Origin of the sequence: Cellulosimicrobium cellulans, from assembly GCF_016907755.1 — a bacterium.
In the GTDB taxonomy this organism is placed as follows: Bacteria; Actinomycetota; Actinomycetes; order Actinomycetales; family Cellulomonadaceae; genus Cellulosimicrobium; species Cellulosimicrobium cellulans_D.
On sequence record NZ_JAFBCN010000001.1, the window covers coordinates 2,238,388 to 2,261,769 of the forward strand.

Annotated in this window: 16 protein-coding genes; 9 read left to right on the top strand and 7 right to left on the bottom strand. The window is 75.0% G+C overall.

Going from position 1 to position 23,382, the window contains the following annotated elements; genetic code table 11:
- Positions 1–103 precede the first annotated feature (103 nt).
- Together JOE63_RS09605 and JOE63_RS09610 are read left to right on the top strand one after the other, a co-directional pair.
- Positions 104–2,803: a substrate-binding domain-containing protein gene (locus JOE63_RS09605; protein WP_204540955.1), complete on the top strand. Its 2,700-nt coding sequence runs from the start codon at positions 104–106 to the stop codon at positions 2,801–2,803.
- Between the two features lie 106 nt (positions 2,804–2,909).
- The gene (locus JOE63_RS09610) at positions 2,910–5,633 is read left to right on the top strand and encodes a glycoside hydrolase family 48 protein (RefSeq protein WP_087471670.1); all 2,724 of its coding nucleotides are present in this window, start codon (positions 2,910–2,912) and stop codon (positions 5,631–5,633) included.
- Between the two features lie 43 nt (positions 5,634–5,676).
- Here JOE63_RS09610 and JOE63_RS09615 read toward each other — a convergent pair whose 3' ends face one another.
- The 3 genes from JOE63_RS09615 to ptsP form a co-directional block, all read right to left on the bottom strand.
- Complete coding sequence (locus JOE63_RS09615) at positions 5,677–6,522, bottom strand: acyl-CoA thioesterase (RefSeq protein WP_239577611.1); 846 nt, start codon at positions 6,520–6,522, stop codon at positions 5,677–5,679.
- A 141-nt stretch (positions 6,523–6,663) separates the two neighbouring features.
- Entirely contained in the window at positions 6,664–7,050 is a 387-nt protein-coding gene (locus JOE63_RS09620) for a globin (protein ID WP_087472887.1), read from the bottom strand.
- A gap of 173 nt (positions 7,051–7,223) precedes the next feature.
- Complete coding sequence (gene ptsP, locus JOE63_RS09625) at positions 7,224–8,927, bottom strand: phosphoenolpyruvate--protein phosphotransferase (RefSeq protein WP_204540958.1); 1,704 nt, start codon at positions 8,925–8,927, stop codon at positions 7,224–7,226.
- On the opposite strand from ptsP, the gene JOE63_RS21420 reads away from it, so the two are divergent.
- Positions 8,890–9,417 (top strand): PTS glucose/sucrose transporter subunit IIB, encoded by a 528-nt coding sequence (locus tag JOE63_RS21420; protein ID WP_275582774.1) that lies wholly within the window; start codon positions 8,890–8,892, stop codon positions 9,415–9,417. The genes ptsP and JOE63_RS21420 overlap by 38 nt on opposite strands.
- A 70-nt stretch (positions 9,418–9,487) precedes the next feature.
- Here JOE63_RS21420 and JOE63_RS09635 read toward each other — a convergent pair whose 3' ends face one another.
- Positions 9,488–10,624: a mechanosensitive ion channel family protein gene (locus tag JOE63_RS09635; protein WP_087472888.1), complete on the bottom strand. Its 1,137-nt coding sequence runs from the start codon at positions 10,622–10,624 to the stop codon at positions 9,488–9,490.
- A gap of 90 nt (positions 10,625–10,714) precedes the next feature.
- Here JOE63_RS09635 and malQ point away from each other — a divergent pair, with 90 nt between their 5' ends.
- Positions 10,715–12,898, top strand: a complete 2,184-nt coding sequence (gene malQ / locus JOE63_RS09640) for a 4-alpha-glucanotransferase (protein ID WP_087471673.1) — start codon at positions 10,715–10,717, stop codon at positions 12,896–12,898.
- 89 nt (positions 12,899–12,987) lie between these two features.
- Here the strand turns inward: malQ and pepN are convergent, their stop codons facing one another.
- Positions 12,988–15,567: an aminopeptidase N gene (gene pepN / locus JOE63_RS09645; protein WP_204540961.1), complete on the bottom strand. Its 2,580-nt coding sequence runs from the start codon at positions 15,565–15,567 to the stop codon at positions 12,988–12,990.
- Positions 15,568–15,799: 232 nt separating this feature from the next.
- On the opposite strand from pepN, the gene JOE63_RS09650 reads away from it, so the two are divergent.
- Together JOE63_RS09650 and JOE63_RS09655 are read left to right on the top strand one after the other, a co-directional pair.
- Positions 15,800–16,444 carry a mycothiol-dependent nitroreductase Rv2466c family protein gene (locus JOE63_RS09650; RefSeq protein WP_374059016.1) on the top strand — a complete coding sequence of 215 codons (645 nt, stop codon included), beginning with the start codon at positions 15,800–15,802 and terminating at the stop codon, positions 16,442–16,444.
- 163 nt (positions 16,445–16,607) lie between these two features.
- Entirely contained in the window at positions 16,608–17,792 is a 1,185-nt protein-coding gene (locus JOE63_RS09655) for a hypothetical protein (protein ID WP_157759613.1), read from the top strand.
- 98 nt (positions 17,793–17,890) lie between these two features.
- Here JOE63_RS09655 and JOE63_RS09660 read toward each other — a convergent pair whose 3' ends face one another.
- The gene (locus JOE63_RS09660; RefSeq protein ID WP_204540964.1) at positions 17,891–19,954 is read right to left on the bottom strand and encodes a M13 family metallopeptidase; all 2,064 of its coding nucleotides are present in this window, start codon (positions 19,952–19,954) and stop codon (positions 17,891–17,893) included.
- Between the two features lie 60 nt (positions 19,955–20,014).
- Between JOE63_RS09660 and JOE63_RS09665 the strand changes: the two genes are divergently transcribed.
- Positions 20,015–20,476 (top strand): ribose-5-phosphate isomerase, encoded by a 462-nt coding sequence (locus JOE63_RS09665; RefSeq protein WP_087471678.1) that lies wholly within the window; start codon positions 20,015–20,017, stop codon positions 20,474–20,476.
- A 1-nt stretch (position 20,477) separates the two neighbouring features.
- The gene (locus JOE63_RS09670) at positions 20,478–21,533 is read left to right on the top strand and encodes an Fpg/Nei family DNA glycosylase (RefSeq protein ID WP_204540967.1); all 1,056 of its coding nucleotides are present in this window, start codon (positions 20,478–20,480) and stop codon (positions 21,531–21,533) included.
- A gap of 3 nt (positions 21,534–21,536) precedes the next feature.
- Here the strand turns inward: JOE63_RS09670 and JOE63_RS09675 are convergent, their stop codons facing one another.
- Positions 21,537–22,877, bottom strand: a complete 1,341-nt coding sequence (locus JOE63_RS09675) for a GNAT family N-acetyltransferase (protein WP_204540970.1) — start codon at positions 22,875–22,877, stop codon at positions 21,537–21,539.
- A gap of 66 nt (positions 22,878–22,943) precedes the next feature.
- Between JOE63_RS09675 and JOE63_RS09680 the strand changes: the two genes are divergently transcribed.
- Positions 22,944–23,375 carry an MGMT family protein gene (locus tag JOE63_RS09680; protein ID WP_087471681.1) on the top strand — a complete coding sequence of 144 codons (432 nt, stop codon included), beginning with the start codon at positions 22,944–22,946 and terminating at the stop codon, positions 23,373–23,375.
- Positions 23,376–23,382: the final 7 nt, after the last annotated feature.

Consider the following 23,382-nt stretch of genomic DNA (forward strand, 5'->3'; position numbering starts at 1 on the left):
CGGTGACGATGACGTGACGGGGACGGTGACGAGGATGTCGACGGACGCGACGAGGCGCCCGAGACAGGCGGGGGAGCACCTGACGTTCGGTGTGCTGTGCCCCGTGGTCGGAGGGTTCTACTTCGGGCGGTCCCTGGCGGGGATCGCCCGGGTCCTGCGGGCGCACGGGCACCGGGTGGTCGCCCTCCAGACCTACCCGGCGGACCTCGACCGCGACGAGTTCCCGGGACCGCCGGGCCGGCGGCCCCTGCTGGGGCGCTCGTCGTTCGACGGGTTCGTCGTGATGACGACGGCGCTCGCCGACGCCGAGCTGCGCGAGCTCGACGCGTCAGGCGTCCCGCTCGTGCTCCTGGGGGTGCGCGCGGACGGGCTGCGCGCGCCCGCGGTGTCCCCGGACAACGCGGGTGGCGTCCGCGCCGCCGTCGACCATCTCGTGGAGCACGGTCACGACCGCATCGGGTTCGTCGGCAACACCGAGCAGCGCGACACGCTCGAGAGGTACGACGCGTACCGTGCGGCGCTGGCCGCGCACGACCTCGCCTTCTCTCCCTCGTGGGTCTACCGCACGCGCGACAACCAGGAGGCGAGCGCCGAGGCCGCCGCGCGTCGGCTCGCGTCCCGCGGCCTGCCGACGACGGCGACGCTCGCCGCGACCGACCGCAACGCCATCGGCTTCATGCGGGGCCTGCAGGCCAGCGGGTTCGAGCTGCCCGCGGAGCAGGCCGTGGTCGGGTTCGACCACGCCGACTCGGGGGCGCGGGCGCGGCCCCGGCTCTCGACCGTCGACCCGCTGCACGACCAGGTCGGCGAGCGGGTCGCCGAGCTGCTCGTCGCGCGGGCACGCGGGGAGAACGTCGGCCGGGAGCACCGGCTGGGTCGCGCGGCCCTCATCCGGCGCGAGTCGTGCGGGTGCCTGGAGGGCACGCAGGGCGAGCTCATCGGCGGACCGGCCGCCCGGGTGGCGGCCGTGTCGGCGCCCGCGGACCCGGACCGGCCCCTCGACGAGGTCGCCCGGGTGGTCTTCGCCTCCGTCCTGGAGCGGTCCGACGTGCGCGGCGTCCAGCGCCGGCGCGCGTCGGACGGCGGCCAGCGCCCGGCTCCGGTCGACGCGTGGCTCCTGGTGCTGCGGCACCTGCTCCGGGGTGCCGCGGAGTCGGGCGTGGTGCCCCCGGCGGCGGCGCTGCGCTCGCTCGCGGACCGGACCGCGGCGCTGCGCCCGTCGCAGGAGGCGCTCGAGCAGATCGTGCCCGCGCTCGAGGCCGAGGTCGCCGCGCTCGTCCGGGAGGTGCGACGGCGCCGCCCGGTGGTGCGTGCGTCCCAGCTCGGTCGGACCGTGCTGTCGCGCAGCACCCACCGGGACCCCCCGGCGAGCTCCGCGGTCACGCGGGCCGACGCCGTCCGGGCGACCGCGGCCGAGGTGGTCGTCGCCGTCGCCCGGGGGTGCGCGCATGGCGCGGTCGCGCGCACGGGGCGGCTCGAGCAGGACCTGGTGGACCTCTACGAGGTCGACCTCGGCCTGCTGCGCGGCGACGGGGAGGGGCTGCGTCGCCTCGACTGGCTGCCGCGCGGCGTCGGCGGGACGGCGGCGCTCGCGCTGTGGGAGGACGCCGACGACGGCTTCGGCCGCCGCGTGCTGCGGGTCGTCGGCGTCCGCGGCGGTGGGACGGCCGTCGAACGGCTCGCGGGGTCGGTCCTCGCGACGGCGCAGTTCCCTCCCCGCGAGCTCCTCGACCCGCGGTCGCTCACGGTCGTCGCGCCGGTCGCGTTCGGTCGGTCCGACTGGGGGTTCCTCGTGGTGGGCGGCCTCGTGGACACGCGCACGACGAGCACCCGCGAGCGGTACAACCACTGGGCGGCCATGCTCGCGGTCGCGCTGGACCGGGAGGCCCTGGTCACCTCGCTGCAGGAGCAGCAGCACGCGCTCGCCGACTCGGCCGAGCGCGTGCGCGCGCTGGCGCTCGAGGTCGAGGCGGGGGCCGAGCGCGCCGCGCTCGTGTCCATCGCGTCCCACGACGGGACGTGGGACTGGGACGTCGAGACGGGGACCGTGCGCTGGTCGCCGGCGTGGGCCCGCATCGTGGGCTGCGACGTGGCCGACCTCCGGGACGACCCCGAGGAGTGGCTCGGCCGGGTGCACCCGGAGGACCTGCAGACCGTCCACGCCGCGGTCGCCGCGCAGCTCGCGGGCACGACGGAGCCGCTCGACGTCGAGCACCGGCTGCGGTGCGCCGACGGCGAGCACGTGCGGGTCCGCTGCCGTGCCGTGACCGTGCTCGACGCCGGCGGGCGCCCGGCCCGCATGGTCGGCGCGCTCGCCGTCCTGTCCGACGTCGAGCGGTACCGCAGCGAGCTGCGCGGGCGGGCGCTCGTCGACCCCGACTCGGGCGTGCTGCACCGCTCGCTGTTCGTCGACCGGCTCGAGCAGGCGATCGGTCGCGGTGGGCGGGTCCCGGGATACGGCGCGCACGTGCTCGCCGTCGGGCTCGACGCGCCGCCGACGGTCCCCGCGCTGCACCGGCTCGCCGGCGCGCTGGGCGCCGCGGGCTCGCTGTGCGCGCTGGCGCCGACCGACCTCGTCGTGCTCCTCGACGGTGTGTCCGACGACGCCGCCCGCCACGCGGCGGTGCGTGCGGCGGGGGCGTGCGGGTCCGCCGTCGTCGAGCACCTGGGGGACGTCACGGGGGCGCCGGACGCGCTCGAGGTCCTGCGCCGCGCCGGGGTGGCGCTCGCGCGTCGGCGGGCGCGCGCGCTCGGCACGGTCGTGCCGTGGTCGGCGCCGTCCGAAACGTTTCGCGCGTTGTGAGAGCCCGGCGTCCCCGCCGAGAGTCGATCGACCCGCGGGGGTGGGGACGCCGACGACGGCGTCCTCGTGACCGCCGCCGCGGGGCTCGACGACGAGAGGGAGCACGATGCCACGCACGTCCCGGCGCGCAGCGCCACCACCCACCGCCCCGCACGCGCGAGCCGCGCGGGGGCGGCGTACGACGGCCGCCGCGCTCGCCGCGGGCGTCGTGCTCGCGGCCCTCGCCGCGGTCCCGCCGGCGAGCGCCGACCCTGCGGCACCACGGTCCACGTCGACGGCGGGCACGGCCGTGGCGCTCGTCGACGGCGAGTACACGCAGCGGTTCCTCGAGCTGTACGCGAAGGTCCACGACCCCGCGAACGGCTACTTCTCGCCCCAGGGCATCCCGTACCACGCGGTCGAGACGCTCATGGTGGAGGCGCCGGACTACGGGCACGAGACGACGTCGGAGGCGTACTCCTTCTGGCTGTGGCTCGAGACGTCGTACGGTCAGGTGACCGGTGACTGGGAGCCGTTCAACCACGCGTGGGACACGCTCGAGGCGTACATGATCCCCACCACGGAGAACCAGCCCACCAACGGGGCGTACGACCCGGCCAAGCCCGCGACGTACGCGCCGGAGTTCAACCACCCGAGCCAGTACCCGTCGCAGCTCGACACGTCGGTGTCCGTCGGCACCGACCCGATCGCGGCCGAGCTGCGGTCGACCTACGGCACGCCCGAGGTCTACGGAATGCACTGGCTCGCGGACGTCGACAACGTGTACGGCTTCGGTGCCGCACCGGGCTCCTCGACGCTGCTCGGGCCGGACCACGAGGGCACGTCGTACATCAACACGTTCCAGCGCGGCCCGCAGGAGTCCGTCTGGGAGACGGTGCCCCAGCCGTCGATCGACGACTTCAGCTACGGCGGCGAGAACGGCTACCTCGACCTCTTCACGGGCGACGCGTCCTACGCGAAGCAGTGGAAGTACACCAACGCGCCCGACGCCGACGCGCGCGCGGTCGAGGCGGCCTACTGGGCGAACAAGTTCGCGACCGAGCAGGGCCAGCCCGAGGCCGTCGCCGACACGGTCGGCAAGGCCTCGAAGATGGGCGACTACCTGCGCTACGCGCTGTTCGACAAGTACTTCAAGACGCCGGGCTGCGAGTCCACGTCGTGCGCCGCGGGGTCGGGCCGGAGCAGCGCGCACTACCTGCTGTCCTGGTACTACGCGTGGGGCGGGGCGCTCGACACGTCCGGCCCGTGGGCCTGGCGCATCGGGTCGAGCCACGCGCACTTCGGGTACCAGAACCCGATGGCGGCCTGGGCGCTCGCGAACGACCCGGCGCTCCAGCCCGCGTCGCCGACGGCGAGCGACGACTGGGGCACGAGCCTCGACCGGCAGATCGAGCTCTTCCAGTGGCTCCAGTCGCCCGAGGGCGGGATCGCGGGCGGCAGCACGAACTCGTGGGACGGCCACTACGCCGACCGCCCCGACGACGTCGCGACGTTCTACGGCATGGCGTACACCGAGGCGCCCGTCTACCACGACCCGCCGTCCAACTCGTGGATGGGCATGCAGGGCTGGGGGGTCGAGCGCATCGCGCAGCTCTACGAGGAGACGGGCGACGAGCGCGCCGAGGCGATCCTCGACAGGTGGGTGCCGTGGGTGATGGACCACGTCACGGTCACGGACGACTCCTGGCAGATCCCGTCCAACCTCGCGTGGTCGGGCCAGCCCGACGACTGGGACCCCGAGAACCCGGGCGACAACGCGGGCCTGAGCGTCGAGGTGACGGGCTACGGCCAGGACGTCGGCGTCGCCGGCGCGCTCGCGCGCTCGCTCATGTACTACGCGGCCGGCGGCGAGGGCCCGCAGCACGACGCGGCGCAGCAGGTCGCGCGCGAGCTGCTCGACGCGATCTGGGAGCAGAACAGCGACCCGGTCGGCGTCGCGACGACCGAGACGCGGGCGGACTACGCGCGCTTCGACGACGTCCTGACGTCGACCACGGGCGACGGGACGTACGTACCGGCCGGGTGGACGGGGACCATGCCGAACGGCGACGTGATCGAGCCGGGCGCGTCGTTCCTCGACCTGCGGTCGTTCTACCTCGACGACCCGCAGTGGTCGAAGGTCGAGGCGCACCTCGACGGCGGGCCGGCCCCGGAGTTCACGTACCACCGGTTCTGGGCCCAGACCGCGGTCGCGACGGCGCTCGCCGACTACGACCGCCTGTTCGGCGAGGACGTCCCGACGGAGCCGGACACCGAGGCGCCCACGACGCCGGCCGACCTCGCCGTGACGGGGACGACGGCCACGACCGCGTCGCTCGCGTGGACGGCGTCGACGGACGACGTCCGCGTGGTCGCGTACGACGTGCTGCGCGACGGGGAGGTGGTGGGCTCCACGCCGCGCACGACCTTCACGGACGAGGACCTCACGCCCGAGACGACCTACCGGTACACGGTGCGGGCGCGCGACGCGGCGGGCAACCTCTCGCCGGTGTCCCTGGGGGCGCAGGCCACGACGCTCGCGGACGACGGCGGCCCGGAGCCGGGGGCCTGCACCGCGACCTACCGGACGGCCGGGTCGTGGCAGGGCGGGTACCAGGGCGAGGTCACGGTCACGGCCGGCGCCTCCGGCGTCTCGGGCTGGACCGTGACGCTCGACCTCGCGCCGGGTGGCCTGTCGCAGGCGTGGAACGCGACGACCAGCGTGAGCGGGAGCGTCCTGACCGCGACGAACGTCGGCTGGAACGGCACGCTCGCCGCCGGCGGGACGACGTCGTTCGGGTTCATCGGGACGGGCGCGCCGCCGTCGTCACCGGCGGTCGCGTGCGGCTGACCCCCGGCTGACATCCCGCTGAAGACGGTCCGCCTCCCGGCGCTCACAGCGCCGGGAGGCGGACCATGCCCTCCTGCGCGATGGACGCGACGAGCGTCCCGTCCTGCGCGAACACGCGTGCCGCCCCGAGCCCGCGGCCGCCCTGGGCGCTCGACGCCGACTGCACGTAGAGCAGCCAGTCGTCGACCCGCGCGTCGCGGTGCCACCACATGGCGTGGTCGAGGCTCGCGATCGAGATGCCGGGCGTGACCCAGCTCGTGCCCGACTCGCGGAGGATCGGCTCGAGCATCACCTGGTCGCACGCGTAGGCCATGAGCGCACGGTGCAGCAGCTGGTCGTCGCCGACGTCGCCCCGCGCCCGCATCCACACCATCTGGTGGTCCGTGGGCTCGTGGTCGGGACCGAGGTAGAGCGAGCCGCCGACGTGCCGCAGCTCGAACGCCGAGTGGTGCGACCAGAAGCGTGCGATCGGGTGGTCGATGCCGCCGAGCACGTCGAGGGCGGACCGCACGTCCTCCGGCGGCGGGGCGTCGGGCATGGGCGACGAGTGCTCGATGCCGCCCTGGTCCTCCTGGAACGAGGAGATCATCGACAGGATCGGCTTGCCGTGCTGGATCGCGTGCGTCCGGCGCGCGCTGAACGAGCGCCCGTCGCGCAGCCGCTCGACCGCGAAGTCGATCGGCACGTCGAGGCCGCCGGGCCGCAGGAAGTACCCGTGCAGCGAGTGGGGGAGACGGCCCTCGGGCACGGTGCGCCCGGCGGCGAGCACGGCCTGCGCGAGCACCTGGCCCCCGTAGACCCGGCCCGTCGGCTGGTGGACGCTCTCGCCGCGGAAGTGCTCGGGGTCGGCGGCGGACCCGTCACCGTCACCGACCCGCTCGAGGCGCAGGACGTCGAGGAGGTGGTTCAGCGGGTTGGGGACCTGCTCGCGCGGGGCGGCGTCCGACGTCGGGCCGGGGGAGGCCGAGGAGGGCGGCGGCGTGGGCTCGGGGGTCACGGGTGGGGCTCCTTCGCTCGGGCGGCGGGTCGGTCAGTCCTCGAAGGTGTTGAGGAGCGAGTGCGCCGCGCGCTCCAGATAGTCCCACAGCGTCGCCTCGTGGATCGGTGCGAGGTCGAGGGTGTCGACGGCGGCGCGCATGTGGGCGAGCCAGCGGTCCCGCGCCTCGGGGTTGACCTTGAACGGGGCGTGCCGCATCCGCAGGCGCGGGTGCCCGCGCTGCTCGCTGTACGTCGTCGGGCCACCCCAGTACTGCTCGAGGAACGCCGTCAGGCGCCAGCGCGCGGGGCCCAGGTCCTCCTCGGGGTACATCGGGCGCATGACCGGGTCGTCGGCGACGCCCTCGTAGAACGCGTCGACGAGGCGCACGAACGTCTCGTGGCCGCCGACCTCGTCGTAGAACGTGCGGCTCGGGCGCACCGGCGCGGCGTCGGTCGTCGGGCCGGTCGTCGGGCCGTTCGACAGGCCGGCGACGGGCAGCGTCGTGCGGGGGCTGGGCTCGGTCGTCACCGGCCCATCATCGCACCGGCGTCGCCGTCGTCCGGGCCGCGCGCGGCGACCCGGACGCACGTCACAGCGCGCGCCGGCGCGCGTCAGAGACCGAGCTCGGTGAGCACCGGCAGGTTCTCGCGGACGACGGCGCGAGCCTCGGCCGCGCTCTCGGCCTCGACGGCGAGCCGCGCGAGCCGCCGGCACTCGTCGACGTCGACCTCGCGCAGGAGCGCGGCGACGTCGGGGATCGCCCGGGCCGTCATGGAGAGCGACGACACCCCGAGCCCCACGAGCACGACGGCCAGCACCGGCTGCGAGGCCGCCTCGCCGCACACGCCCACGGGCCGACCCTGCTGCGCGCCGCCCGCGCACGTGGCCTCGACGAGCCGCAGCACCGCGGGCTGCCACGGGTCGCTCAGCTCGGCGAGCGACCCGAGAAGACGGTCGGCCGCCATCGTGTACTGCGTGAGGTCGTTCGTGCCGATCGACGCGAACGACGCGCGCGCGAGGATCGGCCCGGCGAGCAGCGCGGCGCTCGGGACCTCGACCATGACGCCCGCGACGTCGAGCCCGTGGGCACGGCAGCGCTCGACGAACCACTCCGTCTCGCCGACGGTCGACACCATGGGCGCCATGACCCAGACCTCGGCCTCCTCCGCGGCGGCGGCCTGCGCGATCGCGTCGAGCTGCTGCTCGAGCAGCTCGGGCCACCGCGCGGCGGTGCGCAGCCCGCGCACGCCCAGCGCGGGGTTCTCCTCGTCGTCGACCGTGAGGAAGTGGAGCGGCTTGTCCGCGCCGGAGTCGAGCGTGCGGATGACGACCTTGCGCCCGCCGAACTCGCGGAACACCGTGCGGTAGGCGGTGACCTGCTCCTCGACCGTCGGCGGCTGCTCGCGGTCGAGGAAGCAGAACTCCGAGCGGAACAGCCCGACGCCCTCGGCGCCGGCCGCGGCGGCCGGCGCCGCGCCCGCGGGGTCGCCGACGTTCGCGAGGAGCTGGACGCGGTGCCCGTCGCGCGTGCGGCCGGTGCCGTCGAACGTGCGTACCTGCAGCGAGCGCGCCCGCGCTGCGGCGACCTGCTCCTCGGACGGGTGCACGACCACGGTCCCGGCGGCGCCGTCGACGAGGACGACGTCCTCCGGCGCGAGCGCCGCGCTCGCTCCCGTCGCGGCGACCACGGCCGGGATGCCCTTGGCGTTGGCGACGATGGCGGTGTGCGACGTCGGGCCGGCGCCGTCGGTGACGATCGCGAGCACGCGCGCCGGGTCGAGGGCAGCGGTGGCCGACGGCGCGAGGTCGGGCGCGACGAGCACGAACGGCTCCGCGTGCTCCGGGACCCCGGGCGCGGGGCGGTCCGTGAGCGCGGCGACGAGCCGGTCGCGCACGTCGGCGACGTCGCGGGCGCGCTCGGCGAAGTACCCGCCGAGCTCGGTGAACTGCCGCACGACCTCCTCCGCCGCCTCCCAGACCGCGCGCTCGGGCACCAGGTGCTCGTCGAGGACGCGGCGCCGCGCGTCGGCCGCCAGGGTGGGGTCGCCGGCCATCGCGGCGGTCGCCTCGAGCACGTCGCGCGTCTCGCCGTCGGCGGCGTCCGCGGCGCGCTGGAGGTCGGCGGCGACCTGCGCGGCCGCGGCGTCGACGCGACGCGCCTGCGCCTCGTGGTCCTCGCGCGGGCCCATCCGCAGCCCGGGTGCCGGCTCCGCGATCGGCTCCGGCATGAGCACCACCGGCCCGACCACCGTGCCGGGGCACACACCGATTCCCGTGATGACCTGCCGTGCCTCGTCCTGGGTTCCGCCCGTCACGACCTCGCTCCTGTCCGACTCGGGCGTGCGACCCGGGTGCCCGGGCCGGTGCGCACGCGTGCCCGTCGCCGCCCGACGAGGGGACTCGCGTGCGGCACAGCGTTGTTGCGGTGCCGTTGCGCTCCTGCGTCGATCCGGTGACAACCTCGCCAGGAGACTAGGCTGTTGCCAGGTGCACGGCACCCCGACACCCCGGATCCCCCGCGCGGATCCCACCCGCGACTCGCCTCAGGAGACACTTTCGATGAGCACCCCCTCGGACCAGAAGGCACAGCAGATCCTCGAGGCCCTCGGGGGCCAGGGCAACGTCGTCGACCTGGAGCCGTGCATCACGCGCCTGCGCGTCGAGGTGACCGACCCGCAGCTCGTCGACGAGGCGCGCCTCAAGGCGACCGGCGCGTTCGGCGTCGTGCGCTCCGGCCGCGTCGTCCAGGTCATCGTCGGCCCGGAGGCCGACAACCTCGCCGCGGAGCTCGACGGACTGCGCTGACCCCGCCCGGCCCTCCGGTCCGGAGGGCCGGTGCCGCCGGCGACGCACGTGCCCGACGGCGCCACCCGGCTCAGGCCGAGGGGCCCGCCGGACCGCCGGTCCGGTCCTGCACCGCGGCGGCCGCCGCGGCACCGCGCCGGTCGCGCGCCGCCTGCTCGTCCCGCGCCGCGGCGCGCGGACCGTCGTCCGGACCGTCGTCGGGCCGGTCGTCGGGCACCGACGGCGAGTGGTCGAGGACGACCACCTGCTGCGCCCCCGCCAGCGGGATCCGCGCGTCGGACAGCCCCTGCCGGACGCGGGCGCGCAGCGCGCGCGCCACCTCCCACTGCATCGCGGCCTGCGTCTTGACCTGCACCTTGAGCTGCAGCGCCTCGGCCGTCATCGACTCGATGCCCGTGACCTCGGGGGGCTCCAGGAAGTACGTCCCGAGCACGGGGTCGGCGCCGACGTCCTCGGCCGCGGCGAGCAGCGCCGCGCGGACCGCCTCCACGTCCGCCCAGTACGCCACGCGCACGTCGACCACGGCGCGGCCCCACTCCTGGGTCTTGTTGCCCGTGCGCAGGATCTCCCCGTTGCGCACGAACCACAGGGTCCCGTTGCCGTCGCGGACCTTGGTGACCCGCAGCGCGACCTCCTCGACGGTGCCCGTGACCTCGCCGAAGTCCACGGTGTCGCCCACGCCGTACTGGTCCTCGAGCAGCATGAACGTCCCGGACAGGAAGTCCTTGACCAGGCTCTGCGCACCGAAGCCGAGCGCGACGCCCGCGATGCCCGCCGACGCGAGGAACGGCGCGATGTTCACACCGAGCTCGGTGAGGACCATGAGCACGATCGTCGCGCCGACGACGATGTTGGCGGTCGAGCGCAGCACGGACCCGACGGTGCGCGCGCGCTGCGCCCGCCGGGCGCTCGCGAGCGGGTTGGCCCGCAGCAGGACGGAGCCGACCTCCGACGACCCGATCCCCTGGAGGCGCTTGCTCCGCAGGGTCGGCGTCCCCTCGGCGATGTGCTCCGTGACCTTGCGGATCAACCGGCGCACGAGGGCGAGCACGATCGCGCCGATGCCGATGATGAGGAGCACGCGCAGCGGGACCCCGACGAACCACTCGAACCAGTCGTCGGGGTTGCTCGGGTCGAAGCCGTTGCGGACCTCTTCCGGGACCTCCGCGGGCACGCGCAGGACGGGGGCGAGAAGGGGGTGGGACATGAGCGCAGGGTACCCGGGCCAGGTGGGCGGTCCCTGGGCGCGCCGGGCGAACGCGCTGCTCGCGGGCCCGCGTTCTGGCAGGATGCAGGCGTGAGCGAACCCCCGCAGACGGACCTGCCCGAGCCGTTGGTGCAGCTGGCCGACGCCCACGGTGTCGCGTCCGACTTCTGGGACTTCGACGGGTCGCGCCGCCAGGTCCGCGCGTCGACGCTCGTCGCCGTGCTCGAGGCCCTCGGCGTCCCGGCCTCGTCGCCCGAGAAGGTGGCGGTGAGCCTCGAGCACTCGCGCGACGACGCGTGGCGCCAGATGCTGCCGCCGACCGTGGTCGTGCGGCAGGGCGACGCCGTCCCGCTCCCCGTGCACGTCGCCGACGGGTCCGCCGTCGAGGTGTGGGTCGAGCTCGAGGCCGAGCCGTCGCGGCACGGTGGCCAGGCGACCGGGCAGCACGCGGCACGGGCCGCGCGGGAGCGCCGCGACCTGGGCCAGCTCGACGTGTTCGTCGAGCCGCGGACGGTCGACGGCCGGCGCGTGGGTCGCGCGACGTTCGAGGTGCCCGCCGACCTGCCCCTGGGGTGGCACGACCTGCACGCCGAGAGCGACGGGACGCAGGCCCGCGCGACGCTCGTCGTGACGCCGCAGCGCCTCGAGCTCCCCGCCGCGGTCGTCGAGCGCCGCGCCTGGGGCTTCATGGCCCAGCTCTACTCGGTGCGCTCGCGCGCCTCGTGGGGTGTCGGCGACCTCTCCGACCTCGCCGACCTCGCCTGGCTGTCCGCGCGCGAGGCCGGGGCCGACTTCGTGCTCGTCAACCCGCTGCACGCCGCCGAGCCGCGCACGCCGATGACGCCGTCGCCCTACCTGCCGACGAGCCGGCGCTTCGTCAACCCGATCTACGTCCGGGTCGAGGACATCCGCGAGACCGGCTACCTGTCGGCCGCGGACCGCTCGCTCGTCGAGTGGGCGTTCGACCCGGTGCGCGACCTCGACACCGACCCCGGTCCGATCGACCGGGACGCCGCCTGGGACGCCAAGAAGGCGGCGCTCGAGGTCGTCTTCGCCGCGCCCCGGTCGACCGCGCGCCAGGCGTCGCTCGACGCGTTCCGCGCCGAGCAGGGCCGGGGCCTCGAGGACTTCGCGACGTGGTGCGCGCTCGCCGACCACTACGGCGACCGCGACTGGCCCCCCGGCGCGTACGACCCGCACGGGCCGACCGTCGCGGCCCTGCGCGACCAGCTCGCCGACCGGGTCGAGTTCTACTGCTGGCTCCAGTGGGTCGCCGACGAGCAGCTCCGCGCCGCCCAGCGCACCGCGCGCGAGGCGGGCATGTCCGTCGGGATCATGCACGACCTCGCCGTCGGGGTGCACCCCGAGGGCGCCGACGTGTGGGCGCACCGCGGCGTCCTCGCCACCGGGGTCTCCGTCGGCGCGCCCCCGGACATGTACAACCAGCAGGGGCAGAACTGGTCCCAGCCGCCGTGGCACCCGCGCGCTCTCGCGCGCGCCGGGTACGCGCCCTACCGCGACATGCTGCGCACCGTCCTGCGGCACGCGGGCGCGATCCGCATCGACCACGTCATCGGGCTCTTCCGCCTGTGGTGGATCCCCGGCGGGGCGCGTGCCGACGCCGGTGCCTACGTCCGCTACGACCACGAGGCCCTGATCGGCATCCTCTGCCTCGAGGCGCAGCGCGCGGGGGCGATCGTCATCGGCGAGGACCTCGGCGTCTTCGAGCCGTGGGTCCGCGACTACCTCGCCGACCGCGGCGTGCTCGGCACCTCGGTGCTCTGGTTCGAGAAGACGTCCGACGGCGCGCCGCTGCCGCCCGAGGACTACCGTCGTCTCGCGCTCGCCACCGTCACGACCCACGACCTGCCGCCGTCCGCCGGGTACCTCGCGGGTGAGCACGTCGAGCTGCGCGACCGTCTCGGCGTCCTCACCGAGGACGTCGCCGACGTGCGCCGCGCGGCCCGTGCCGAGCGCGACGCCATGGTCGCGTTCCTGCGCGAGCGCGGGCTCGTCGGCGACGACCCGTCCGAGCGCGAGCTCGTCGAGGCCCTGCACCGCCTCGTCCGCAGCACGCCCGCCGTCCTGCTCGGCGTCTCGCTCGCCGACGCCGTGGGGGAGCGCCGCTCGCAGAACCAGCCCGGCACGGACCAGGAGTACCCCAACTGGAAGGTGCCGCTCGGCGACTCGTCGGGCAACGTCGTCCTGCTGGAGGACCTCTTCGACTCCGCCCGCCTGCGCTCCCTCGCGAAGGCCATGAACGACGCCCTCTGACCCGCCGAGGTAGCGCGCTGGCGGGTTCGAGACCGGTCCCACGCTCCGGGCCGCTCCCTCGTGGGAGCGGCCCGGAGCGTCGGGGTGGGTCAGGCGTCGGCGGCCTGGGCGGTGAGGGCGCGCTCGACGCCGGCGAGGTTCTCGACGACGAGGCGGCGCAGCGCGGGGGCGGCGTCCGGGTTCGCGTCGAGCCAGGCCCGCGTGGCGTCACGCAGCTCGGCGGTGGCGAGCGGTGCGGGGTACAGGCCCGTGACCAGCGCCTCGGCGATGTGGTAGGACCGCTCCTCCCAGAGCGGCAGCAGCGCGTCGAAGTACGGACCGACGAGAGGTGCGAGCGCCGCCGGGTCGTTGACGTGCTGGAACCCGAGCGTCGTGGCGCGCACGATCGCGTTGGGCGCGTCGTCGGAGCCGACGAGCCGGTCGAACGCCGCGCGCTTCGCCTCGGCGGTCGGGACGGTCGCGCGGGCGCGCGCGGCGGACTGCTGGCCGGTCGCCGTCGAGTCGGCGGCGAGGGTCGCGTCGATCTCGGCGTCGTCCGCGAGCCCGAGGAGCACGAGGCCTTCGAGGATCTCCCAGCGCAGGTCGGTGTCGATCTCGAGCCCGTCGAGGGTCTGCGTGCCGTCGAGGAGGGCGCGCAGCGCGGTCCCGTGCTCGGTCGTCGACGCGAGGTGGGCGAAGAACTTCACGAGCTGGAACTGCAGGTCGGAGCCGGGGGCGGCGTCCTGCGCGAGCGACCAGAGGACGTCGCCGGCGTGCGCGAGCGTGGCGGCGCGGCGCTCCGGCGCGACATACGTCTTCGCGGCGAGCGCGAGCTGGTTGAGCGTCGTGCGGATCGTCGTCGACTCGGTCTCGTGGGCGATGTTGCCGAGCACGAGGCGGACGTAGGCGCCCGCCGCCGTCTCGCCGTCGCGCGTCGCGTCCCACGCGGAGCCCCAGACGAGCGAGCGTGCGAGCGGGTCGGCCAGGTCGGCGAGGTGCTCGGTGGCGACCTGGAGAGACGCGTCGTCGAGGCGGATCTTCGCGTAGGCGAGGTCGTCGTCGTTGAGGAGCACGAGCTGCGGACGGTCGAGCCCGAGGAGCTCGGGGATCTCGGTGCGGGCGCCGTCGACGTCGACCTCGACACGGTGGACGCGCGTGAGGACGCCGTCGACGAGGTCGTAGAGGCCGATGCCGAGGCGGTGCGGACGCAGCGTCGGGTAGTCGGGCGCGGCGGACTGCAGCACCGCGAACGTCGTGAAGCGGCCGTGCGCGTCGAGCTCGAACTCGGGGCGCAGCGTGTTCACGCCGGCCGTCTCGAGCCACAGGGCCGACCACTGGGAGAGGTCGCGGCCGCTCGTGGCCTCGAGCTCGACGAGCAGGTCCCGCAGCTCGGTGTTGCCCCACGCGTGCTTGCGGAAGTACGCGGCGACGCCCGCGAGGAACTGCTCCTTGCCGACCCACGCGACGAGCTGCTTGAGCACCGACGCGCCCTTGGCGTAGGTGATGCCGTCGAAGTTGACGAAGACGTCCTCGAGGTCGTTGATCGTCGCGACGATCGGGTGCGTCGAGGGGAGCTGGTCCTGGCGGTACGCCCACGACTTCTCCATCGCGGCGAACGTCGTCCACGCCTCGCGCCACTCCGTCGCCTCGGCGGTCGCGAGCGTCGACGCGTACTCCGCGAAAGACTCGTTGAGCCACAGGTCGTTCCACCACTTCATGGTGACGAGGTCGCCGAACCACATGTGCGCGAGCTCGTGGAGGATCGTCACGACGCGGCGCTCCTTGACGGCGTCGGTGACCTTGGACCGGAACACGTACGTCTCGGTGAACGTGACGCACCCGGCGTTCTCCATCGCGCCCATGTTGTACTCGGGCACGAAGAGCTGGTCGTACTTGTCGAACGGGTACGGGTGCTCGAACGCGGACTCGAAGAACGCGAAGCCCTCGCGCGTCTTGTCGAAGACGTAGTCGGCGTCCATGTGGTCCGCGAGCGAGGCGCGGCAGAAGACCCCGAGCGGGATGGTGCGGCCGTCGGACGACGTGAGCTCGCTCCGCTCGACGACGTAGGGCCCCGCGACGAGCGCGGTGATGTACGACGAGATGCGCGGCGTCGGCTCGAACGCCCAGCGCGCGACCTCGACGTCGCCCGCGCCGGTGCCGGTCGGGTCGGGCTTGGTGCCGAGCGCCTCGGGCGCGGGCGTCGGCTGGTTGCTCACGACCTGCCACGCCGCGGGGGCCGTCACCGTGAACGCGAACGTCGCCTTGAGGTCGGGCTGCTCGAACACGGCGAACACGCGCCGCGAGTCGGGGACCTCGAACTGCGTGTAGAGGTAGACCTCGCCGTCGACGGGGTCGACGAACCGGTGCAGGCCCTCGCCGGTGTTCGTGTACGCGCAGTCGGCGACGACGCGCAGCTCGTTGTCGGCCGCCAGGCCGTCGAGCGCGATGCGCGAGTCCGCGAAGACCTCCGCGGGGTCGAGCGCGCGGCCGTTGAGCACGACCTCGCGCACGGTCGGGGCGACGAGGTCGACGAAGGTGCTCGCCCCCTCGGTCGCGGTGAACCGCACCACGGTTGTCGACGCGAACGTCGTCGCCCCCGTCGTGAGGTCGAGCTCGACCTCGTAGGACTGGACGTCGACGGTCGCCGCGCGCTCGCTCGCCTCGGCGCGGGTGAGGTTCTCTCCGGGCACTGCATCTCCTCGGTCTCGGGTCGGGCCGGGCGGCCTCGACGGCGGCCTGTGGGCCACGGACGATCATCCCACGGGTACCCGCGCCCGCCCCCGGGATTACCTCCCGGGAATACGCTGCGGGCGCCCGGTGTCGAGACTGGGTGGGCGACGGCGTCGGCCGTCCGCGCACGCCGCCCCGCCCCTCCGGCGACCCGGGTCCACCGGGCGCCGCCCACACGAAGGAGAGACGTCCGTGACCCTCACCGCGACGACCGAGAACACCGCGACCGACGACGACGTGCGCGTCGCCGACTTCTGGTTCGACCCCGTGTGCCCGTGGGCGTGGATGACTAGCCGCTGGATGGGGGAGGTCGAGCAGGTGCGCGACGTCACGGTCCGCTGGCACGTCATGAGCCTGGCGGTGCTCAACGAGGGCCGGGACCTGCCGGAGGAGTACCGCGAGCTCATGGAGAAGGCGTGGGGCCCGGTGCGCGTGGTGACCGCCGCGCGCGTCGAGCACGGCGAGGGGGTCGTGAAGCCGCTCTACGACGCGATCGGGACGCGCCTGCACCCGGGCGGACGCACGGACTACGACGCCGTCGTGGCCGAGGCGCTGGCCGAGGTCGGGCTGCCCGCGTCGCTGGCCGACGCCGCGGGGTCCGACGCGTACGACGAGCAGCTCCGGGCCTCGCACGCCGAGGGGATCGGGCGCGTCGGCGAGGACGTCGGCACGCCGGTCGTCGCGTTCGGCGGCACCGCGTTCTTCGGCCCCGTCGTGACGCCGGCGCCGAAGGGCGAAGCCGCAGGTCGGCTCTGGGACGGGTGCGTGCTCGTCGCGAGCACGCCCGGCTTCTTCGAGATCAAGCGCACGCGGACCCAGGGGCCGGTCTTCGACTGACGCCGTCCGCCCGGGACCCCGCCGACGGGACGGTCCGACCGTCGGCGGGGTTCGACCCGCACGGGTGCCTCGTGCCATGCTTCGTCAGGTTGCGGGCGGTGTCAGGAGCGCCCGCCGCCCGGTCGTGCCGGGTGAGTCCGACGAGGAGCCCGCGAGGAGCCGCATGTCCCCGAACGCACCCGTGCCACCACCGCCGCCGCCCCCTGGCGGCGTGCCGGGGCCCGTGGTCCGTCGGGACGACGCGCAGCCGACCCAGGCGTTCGCCGGACCGGTACCGGGTGCCGTGACGGCCGCGCCGCCGTCCTTCGCGCCCACGAGCGGGCCGACCGCCCAGGCGCCCCGGTCCACGCCGGCGGACGGGCAGCCGACCGTCGTCGCGTCGTCGTTCCAGCCGACGACCGTCCAGCACGTCACACCGATCACGGAGCTCCCGACCGCGGCCCAGCCCGCGGTACCCGCACCGGTGCCCCCGCAGCGGGTGCGCTACGCGACCGAGCAGAACGGGTTCGGCGTCGCCGCTCCCGTGGGGACGGCCGCGAGCCGACCGGCCTACGCGCCGGGGGACGCGGCGGCGACCGGCTACGCGCCGGCGGGTGCGTACGCGGCGTCGGTCGCTCCGGCGTACGACCCCGGGGCGCAGGCGGGCTACGCCTCGGCCGCTCCCCAGCAGCCCCAGCCGGCCTACCACCCGCCGGCCGCGGTCGCGCCGACCGCGGCCGCGCCCCGCGCCGGGGCCGGTGCGGGCGGCTCGGGCGCGACGCCCCGACCGCCGGCCGGACGCGGCGGGAGCAACGGTGGCGGTGGCGGCAGGTCTGACCGGCTGAGCCCCGGGTGGATCGCGTTCATCGTGGTCGACGCGCTGCTCGTCATCGGGGCGATCGTCTTCGCGATCTCGCTGCTCGGGGGCGGCGACGACGATCCCGCAGGCGGCGCGACCACGCCGCCGTCCGCGACCGCCACGGAGGGTACGGAGGAGACGCCCGCGGCCGAGCCCACCGTGTCCGAGACGTTCGCGTCGGAGTCACGCAACATCACGTGCGAGGTGACCGACGTCAGCGCGACGTGCGTGATCGCCCAGCTCGGGACCCAGCCGGTCCCGGTGGACGGCTGCGACGGCACCGTCGGGTACAAGGTGGTCCTCGGCGCCGACGGCAGCGTCGAGCAGCCGTGCGTCCCGGCGGCCGAGCAGCCGCAGCCCGCGCCTGGCGACACCGCGATCCTGGACTACGGCACGTCCAAGACGGTCGGTCCGTTCACGTGCGACAGCGCCGAGACGGGCATGACGTGCCGCGACGACGCGACGGGCAAGGGCTTCACGATCGCCCGCGCCGGCATCCGGACGCTCTGAGAGGTCCCGAGCACCGCTGAGCACGGCACCGGGGTCGACCCGGCGCGCACGAAGGGCCCGCGGCGGGCGAACCGCCGCGGGCCCTTCGCGCGCTCGCGTCACCAGATGCGCACGCGCTCCTCGGGCGCGAGGTACAGCGCGTCGCCCGGCTGCACGTCGTAGGCCGCGTAGAACTCGTCGACGTTGCGGACCACGCCGTTGCAGCGGAACTCGTTGGGGGAGTGCGGGTCGGTCGCGATCCGCCGCACGACCTCCTCGTCGCGGCCCTTGGACTGCCAGACCTGCGCCCAGCCGAGGAACACGCGCTCGATCCCCGTGAGCCCGTCGACGACCGGAGCCTCGGCGAGCGGGCGACCGAGCGCGATCCGGTAGGCCTTGAGCGCGATCGACAGCCCGCCGAGGTCGCCGATGTTCTCACCGATCGTCAGCGCACCGTTGACGTGCGGCCCGTCCTCGCCGAGCTGGGCGGGGCGGAACGCGTCGTACTGGGCGATGAGGGCCTTGGTGCGCTTCTCGAACTCCTCGCGGTCCGTCGTCGTCCACCAGTCCTCGAGACGGCCGGCGCCGTCGTACTTGGAGCCCTGGTCGTCGAACCCGTGGCCGATCTCGTGCCCGATCACCGCGCCGATGCCGCCGTAGTTCACCGCGTCCTCGGCCTCGGGGTCGAAGAACGGGGGCTGGAGGATCGCCGCGGGGAAGACGATCTCGTTCATGCCCGGGTTGTAGTAGGCGTTGACGGTCTGCGGGGTCATGAACCACTCGTCGCGGTCCAGCGGCCGGCCGATCTTGCCGAGCTCGCGGTCCTGCTCGAACGCGTGGGCCCGGCGGACGTTGCCGACGAGGTCGTCGGCCTCGACGACGAGCGCCGAGTAGTCGCGCCACCGCACCGGGTAGCCGATCTTGGGCGTGAAGGCCTCGAGCTTGGCGAGCGCCTTCTCCTGGGTCTCCGCCGTCATCCAGTCGAGCGTGGTGATCGACTCGCGGTAGGCGGCGACGAGGTAGGCGACGAGCTCCTCCATGCGCGCCTTGTGCGCGGGCGGGAAGTGCCGGGCGACGTACTGCGCGCCCACGGCCTCGCCGAGCGCGCCCTCGACGACGGAGACGCCGCGCTTCCAGCGCTCGCGCACCTCCTGCGCGCCCGACAGCGTGCGGCCGTAGAAGTCGAAGTTCGCCTCGACGAGCTCGTCCGCGAGGTACGGCGCGCGGGCGGTGACCAGGTGGTACACCATCCACAGCTTCCAGTCCTCGAGCGGCTCGCTCGCCCAGAGTGCGGCGAACCCGGACGCGAAGTCGGGCTCGCGCACGACGACGTCGTCCAGCGAGCCCTCCGGCGCGCCGAGGGCGAGGACCCAGGCACGCCAGTCGAAGCCGGGGGCCTCGTCGACGAGCGCGGCGAGCGTGCGCGGGTTGTAGGTGAGGTCGGCGTCGCGGTCGCGGACGACGTCCCAGTGCTTCGCGGCGAGCCTCGTCTCGAGCGCGAGGACCCGCTCGGCCGCGTCCTCGGGGGTCGCGCCCCAGGTCTCGGCGGTGACGCCCGCGAGGGCGAGCATGCGCGCGACGTGCGGCACGTACTTCTCGCGCACCGGGGCGTACTGGTCCTCGCGGTAGTACGCCTCGTCGGGGAGCCCGAGCCCGGACTGGTAGAGGTAGGCGACGTAGCGCTCGGGGTCCTTGGCGTCGTTGTCGACCCAGAAGCCGACGGCGCCCGCGCCACCGGTGCGCTGCAGCGCACCGAGCACGCCGGTGAGCTCCGCCTGGGTCGTCGCGGACGCGACGAGCGCGAGGTCCGCCTGCAGCGGGGCCGTGCCGAGGGCCTCGATCCGGTCGGTGTCCATGAAGCTCGCGTAGAGCGCGCCGACCTTCGCGGCGTCCGCACCGACGTCCGTGGCACCCGAGGCCACCTGCGCGCCGAGGTCCGTGATGATCTCGCGCACGTGGACCTCGGCCTGGTCGTGCAGCGCGCGGAACGCGCCGTCCATGGCGCGGTCGGCGGGGATCTCGTGCGTCGCGAGCCAGCGCCCGTTGACGTGGCGGTACAGGTCGTCCTGCGGCCGGACGACGGGGTCCAGCGCGCCGAGGTCGATGCCGGAGCGCTCGGTGCCGACGGTGCCGGTGGTGCCGGACGAGGACGCGGACGTGGACGTCGGGGAGGTCTGTGTCATGCGTCTCAGGCTACGGCCTCCCCCCGACGCCCAGGTGTCCCGCTGGGGCATGATGGGCGCATGCGCGTTCACATCGCCGCGGACCACGCGGGCTACGAGCTCAAGACCCATCTCGTCGAGCACCTCGAGGCCGCGGGGCACGACGTCGTCGACCACGGGGCCCACACGTACGACGCGCAGGACGACTACCCGTCCTTCTGCTTCGCCGCGGGCGAGGCCGTCGCGGCCGAGCCGGGCTCGCTCGGCGTGGTCATCGGAGGGTCGGGCAACGGCGAGCAGATCGCCGCGAACAAGGTCGTCGGGGTGCGGGCCGCGCTCGCGTGGAACCTCGAGACCGCGCGCCTCGGCCGCCAGCACAACGACGCGAACGTCGTCGCGGTGGGCGCACGCCAGCACTCGGTCGACGAGGCCGTCGAGCTCGTCGACGCGTTCCTCGCCGAGCCGTTCAGCGGTGACCCGCGCCACCAGCGCCGGATCGACCAGCTCGCGGCGTACGAGACGACGCGCGGCGCCTCCGCCTGACGTGCCGGAGGGTCACACCGTCCACCGGCTCGCGCGAGCCTTCGGCGAGCTCTTCACGGGCGAGACGCTCGCGGTGAGCAGCCCGCAGGGTCGTTTCGCCGCGGGCGCCGCCGTGCTCGACGGGCACGTGCTCGTCGCGAGCGAGGCGTGGGGCAAGCAGCTCTTCCTCGGATTCGGCGACCCGGCGCGCCTCGCGGCCGGGACGACCGAGCGGCCCGACGACGTGCGCTGGCTCCGCGTCCACCTCGGCCTGTACGGGGCGTGGACGTTCGCGGGCGACGGCAGCACGGCCGTCGTGCACGCGATCGGGGCCCCTCGGCGGCGCATCGGCGAGCGCGAGACCGTCCCGGCGGGCCCGGGCGGGGCTCCCGCGGCCGGGTCCGACGACGCGTGGTCGCCCCCGCCGCCGCGCGGGGCGGTACGCGTGCGGCTCGTCGGGACGCACGCGGTCGCGGACCTCACCGGGCCGACGGCGTGCGAGGTCGTCACGGGCGAGGAGAAGCGGGCCGTCGAGGACCGGCTCGGTCCCGACCCGATCCGCGACGCCGCACCCGCCGAGGGCGACCCGCGCGAGGAGTTCGTGACCGCCGTGCGGCGCTCGCGCAGCCCCGTCGGGCTGCTGCTCATGAACCAGGACGTCGTTGCCGGCGTGGGCAACATCTACCGCGCGGAGTCGCTGTTCCGCGCGCGGCTCGACCCGATGCGGCCTGGTCGCGACGTGCCCGGCGAGCACCTGCGCGCGCTGTGGGACGACCTCGTCGTGCTCATGCGCGAGGGCACCCGGACGGGCGCCATCGTCACGACCCGGCCGGAGGACCGCGACGGCTCCGGCACCGAGCCGGGCACCGGCGACGGCCCACCGGACGGCGCCGACGGGCCGCCCGGGCGCCGCCGCGTGCGGCAGAACACCGACGACGCGCCCGACGCGGTCCCGGCGGACGAGGCGTTCTACGTCTACCACCGCGACGGTCTCCCGTGCCGCGTGTGCGGCACGCCCGTGCTGCTCAAGGAGCTCGCCGGCCGCAACCTCTACTGGTGCGGCGTCTGCCAGGCGTGAGCCTCAGAAGACCCAGCTGCACACCGGGGCGACGGGCCAGCCGAACGCCGCGCCCGCGAGGGCGAGGGCGCCAGGGGAGTGCTCGGTGACGAGACCCGCCGCGCCGAGGGCCGCGAGCGGCGTCCCGCCGAGGTAGGCGGCGCCGAGCTCGCGCACGTCCAGCGACAGGTCCGCGGCGTCATCGGTGCGTTCGGCGACGGCGTCGCCGAACGCCGGGGCGCGCAGCCGCCAGCGGCCCGCGTTGTCCGGGAGGCGCGCGTCCGTCACGTGCACGACGACGTCCAGGTCCGCCGCGTAGCGGCGCGCGGCGAGCGCGGCCGGCACGTCCACGAGGCGCACCCAGAGGTTGTCCGCGAGGCGCGGCGACGCCGAGCGCGGGTCCACGAGGAGGCTCGTGACGACGTCGTCGACCGGCAGCATGAAGGGCGTCACCTCGTGCGTGAGGTCGAGGTCGGTGAGCACCCCCCACAGCGCGCGCGCGGCCGCGGCGTCCAGCGCGACGACCTCTCCCGTGCTCACCGGGCCGCGCGGGCCGGTGGCCTCCCAGGACAGCTTGCGGTGGAACCGCGCGTACCCGCGCGGCTCGCCGTCGAGCTCGACGATCGCGATGCGCGTGGGCTCGCGGTCCTTGCGCCACACCTTCGCGTCGTCCCAGAACGTGGCCTGGAGCTCGGGCGTCTCGCGCGTCGCCCAGCCCGGGCGGTTGATCCCCGCGCCCTGGCCCGTCGGGTCCGTGCCGGCGAGCTCGTGGAGCGTCGCGACGAGCTCTCCGTGCCGCGCCCGGTCGGCGCGCTCGATGCGCACGGTGTGGCGGTCGGCGCCGGGGACGTCGCGCAGCGCGACCCCGCGCGGGACGGTGAGACGGACGTCGTCCGCGGCCTTGCCGTAGCCGAAGCGCCCGTAGATCGCCGCCTCCGCCGCGAAGAGCGCCGAGAGCGGCTCGCCGCGCTCGCGGCACCGTGCGAGGTGCGTGTCGATCATCGCGCTGAGGATCCCGCGGCGCCGGTGCCCGGGGTGCACCCCGACCCACGTGAGACCCGCGACCGGTGCCGTCGACCCCGGGACGGGGAACCGCGAGAACGGGTACGACGCGTGCATCGCGACGAGGTCGCGGCGCACCGGCCGCGCTCCGTCGACGGGCGGCGCGTCGTCGTCCTCGTGCTCCTGGGTGACGCCGAGGGCGCGGTCCCACGTGAGCGGGAAGGGGAGGTCGACGAGCTCGTCGACCTCGACCGGGGACGGGAACGTCGTGGTGTCCAGCTCCAGCACGTCGCGGAGGTCGGACGCGGAGAGAGGGACGAGCTCGTAGCCGTCGGGGAGGCGCGCGGGGCGGTGGTCGCTCATGGCCTCGATCCTCCTGGCTCGGCACGCGTCGCGCCAGGACAAATGCGGCGGCTAGGGTCGGGACCCATGGCAGGGCTCGAGGCAGGACGCACGCACGGCCGCACGACGGGCGCCGCCGCCGACGGCGCGACGGCGGGGACCGACCGCACGGCGCTCGCGGCGGAGTACGCGACCTCCGTGCTCGCGCTCGTCCGGCAGATCCCGGCCGCGCGCGCCATGACCTACGGGCTCGTCGCGGAGGTCGTCGCCGAGTCGCTGCACCGGGGTGGCCCGCGCCAGGTCGGCCAGGTGCTCGCGGGGTCGTCCGGCGTGGACGACGACGGCGCGCCGGTCCCGTGGTGGCGCGTCGTCAACGCGGCCGGCTCTCCGCCCGCGCACCACCTCGACGCGGCGCTCACCGAGCTGCGCGCCGAGGGGTGCCCGCTGTCGCGCGACGGCCGCCGTGTCGACCTGCGCCGCGCCGTCTGGTTCCCCGAGAGCGACACCCCCGACCGCTGAGTGCGGG

What these genes read in the sequence shown, in the direction of transcription:
- JOE63_RS09610 (WP_087471670.1), top strand. Translation starts at nt 2,910, where the DNA reads ATGCCACGCACGTCCCGGCGCGCAGCGCCACCACCCACCGCCCCGCAC.
- JOE63_RS21420 (WP_275582774.1), top strand. Translation starts at nt 8,890, where the DNA reads ATGACCTGCCGTGCCTCGTCCTGGGTTCCGCCCGTCACGACCTCGCTC.
- JOE63_RS09635 (WP_087472888.1), bottom strand. Translation starts at nt 10,624, where the DNA reads ATGTCCCACCCCCTTCTCGCCCCCGTCCTGCGCGTGCCCGCGGAGGTC.
- JOE63_RS09655 (WP_157759613.1), top strand. Translation starts at nt 16,608, where the DNA reads ATGTCCCCGAACGCACCCGTGCCACCACCGCCGCCGCCCCCTGGCGGC.
- JOE63_RS09660 (WP_204540964.1), bottom strand. Translation starts at nt 19,954, where the DNA reads ATGACACAGACCTCCCCGACGTCCACGTCCGCGTCCTCGTCCGGCACC.
- JOE63_RS09665 (WP_087471678.1), top strand. Translation starts at nt 20,015, where the DNA reads ATGCGCGTTCACATCGCCGCGGACCACGCGGGCTACGAGCTCAAGACC.
- JOE63_RS09675 (WP_204540970.1), bottom strand. Translation starts at nt 22,877, where the DNA reads ATGAGCGACCACCGCCCCGCGCGCCTCCCCGACGGCTACGAGCTCGTC.
- JOE63_RS09680 (WP_087471681.1), top strand. Translation starts at nt 22,944, where the DNA reads ATGGCAGGGCTCGAGGCAGGACGCACGCACGGCCGCACGACGGGCGCC.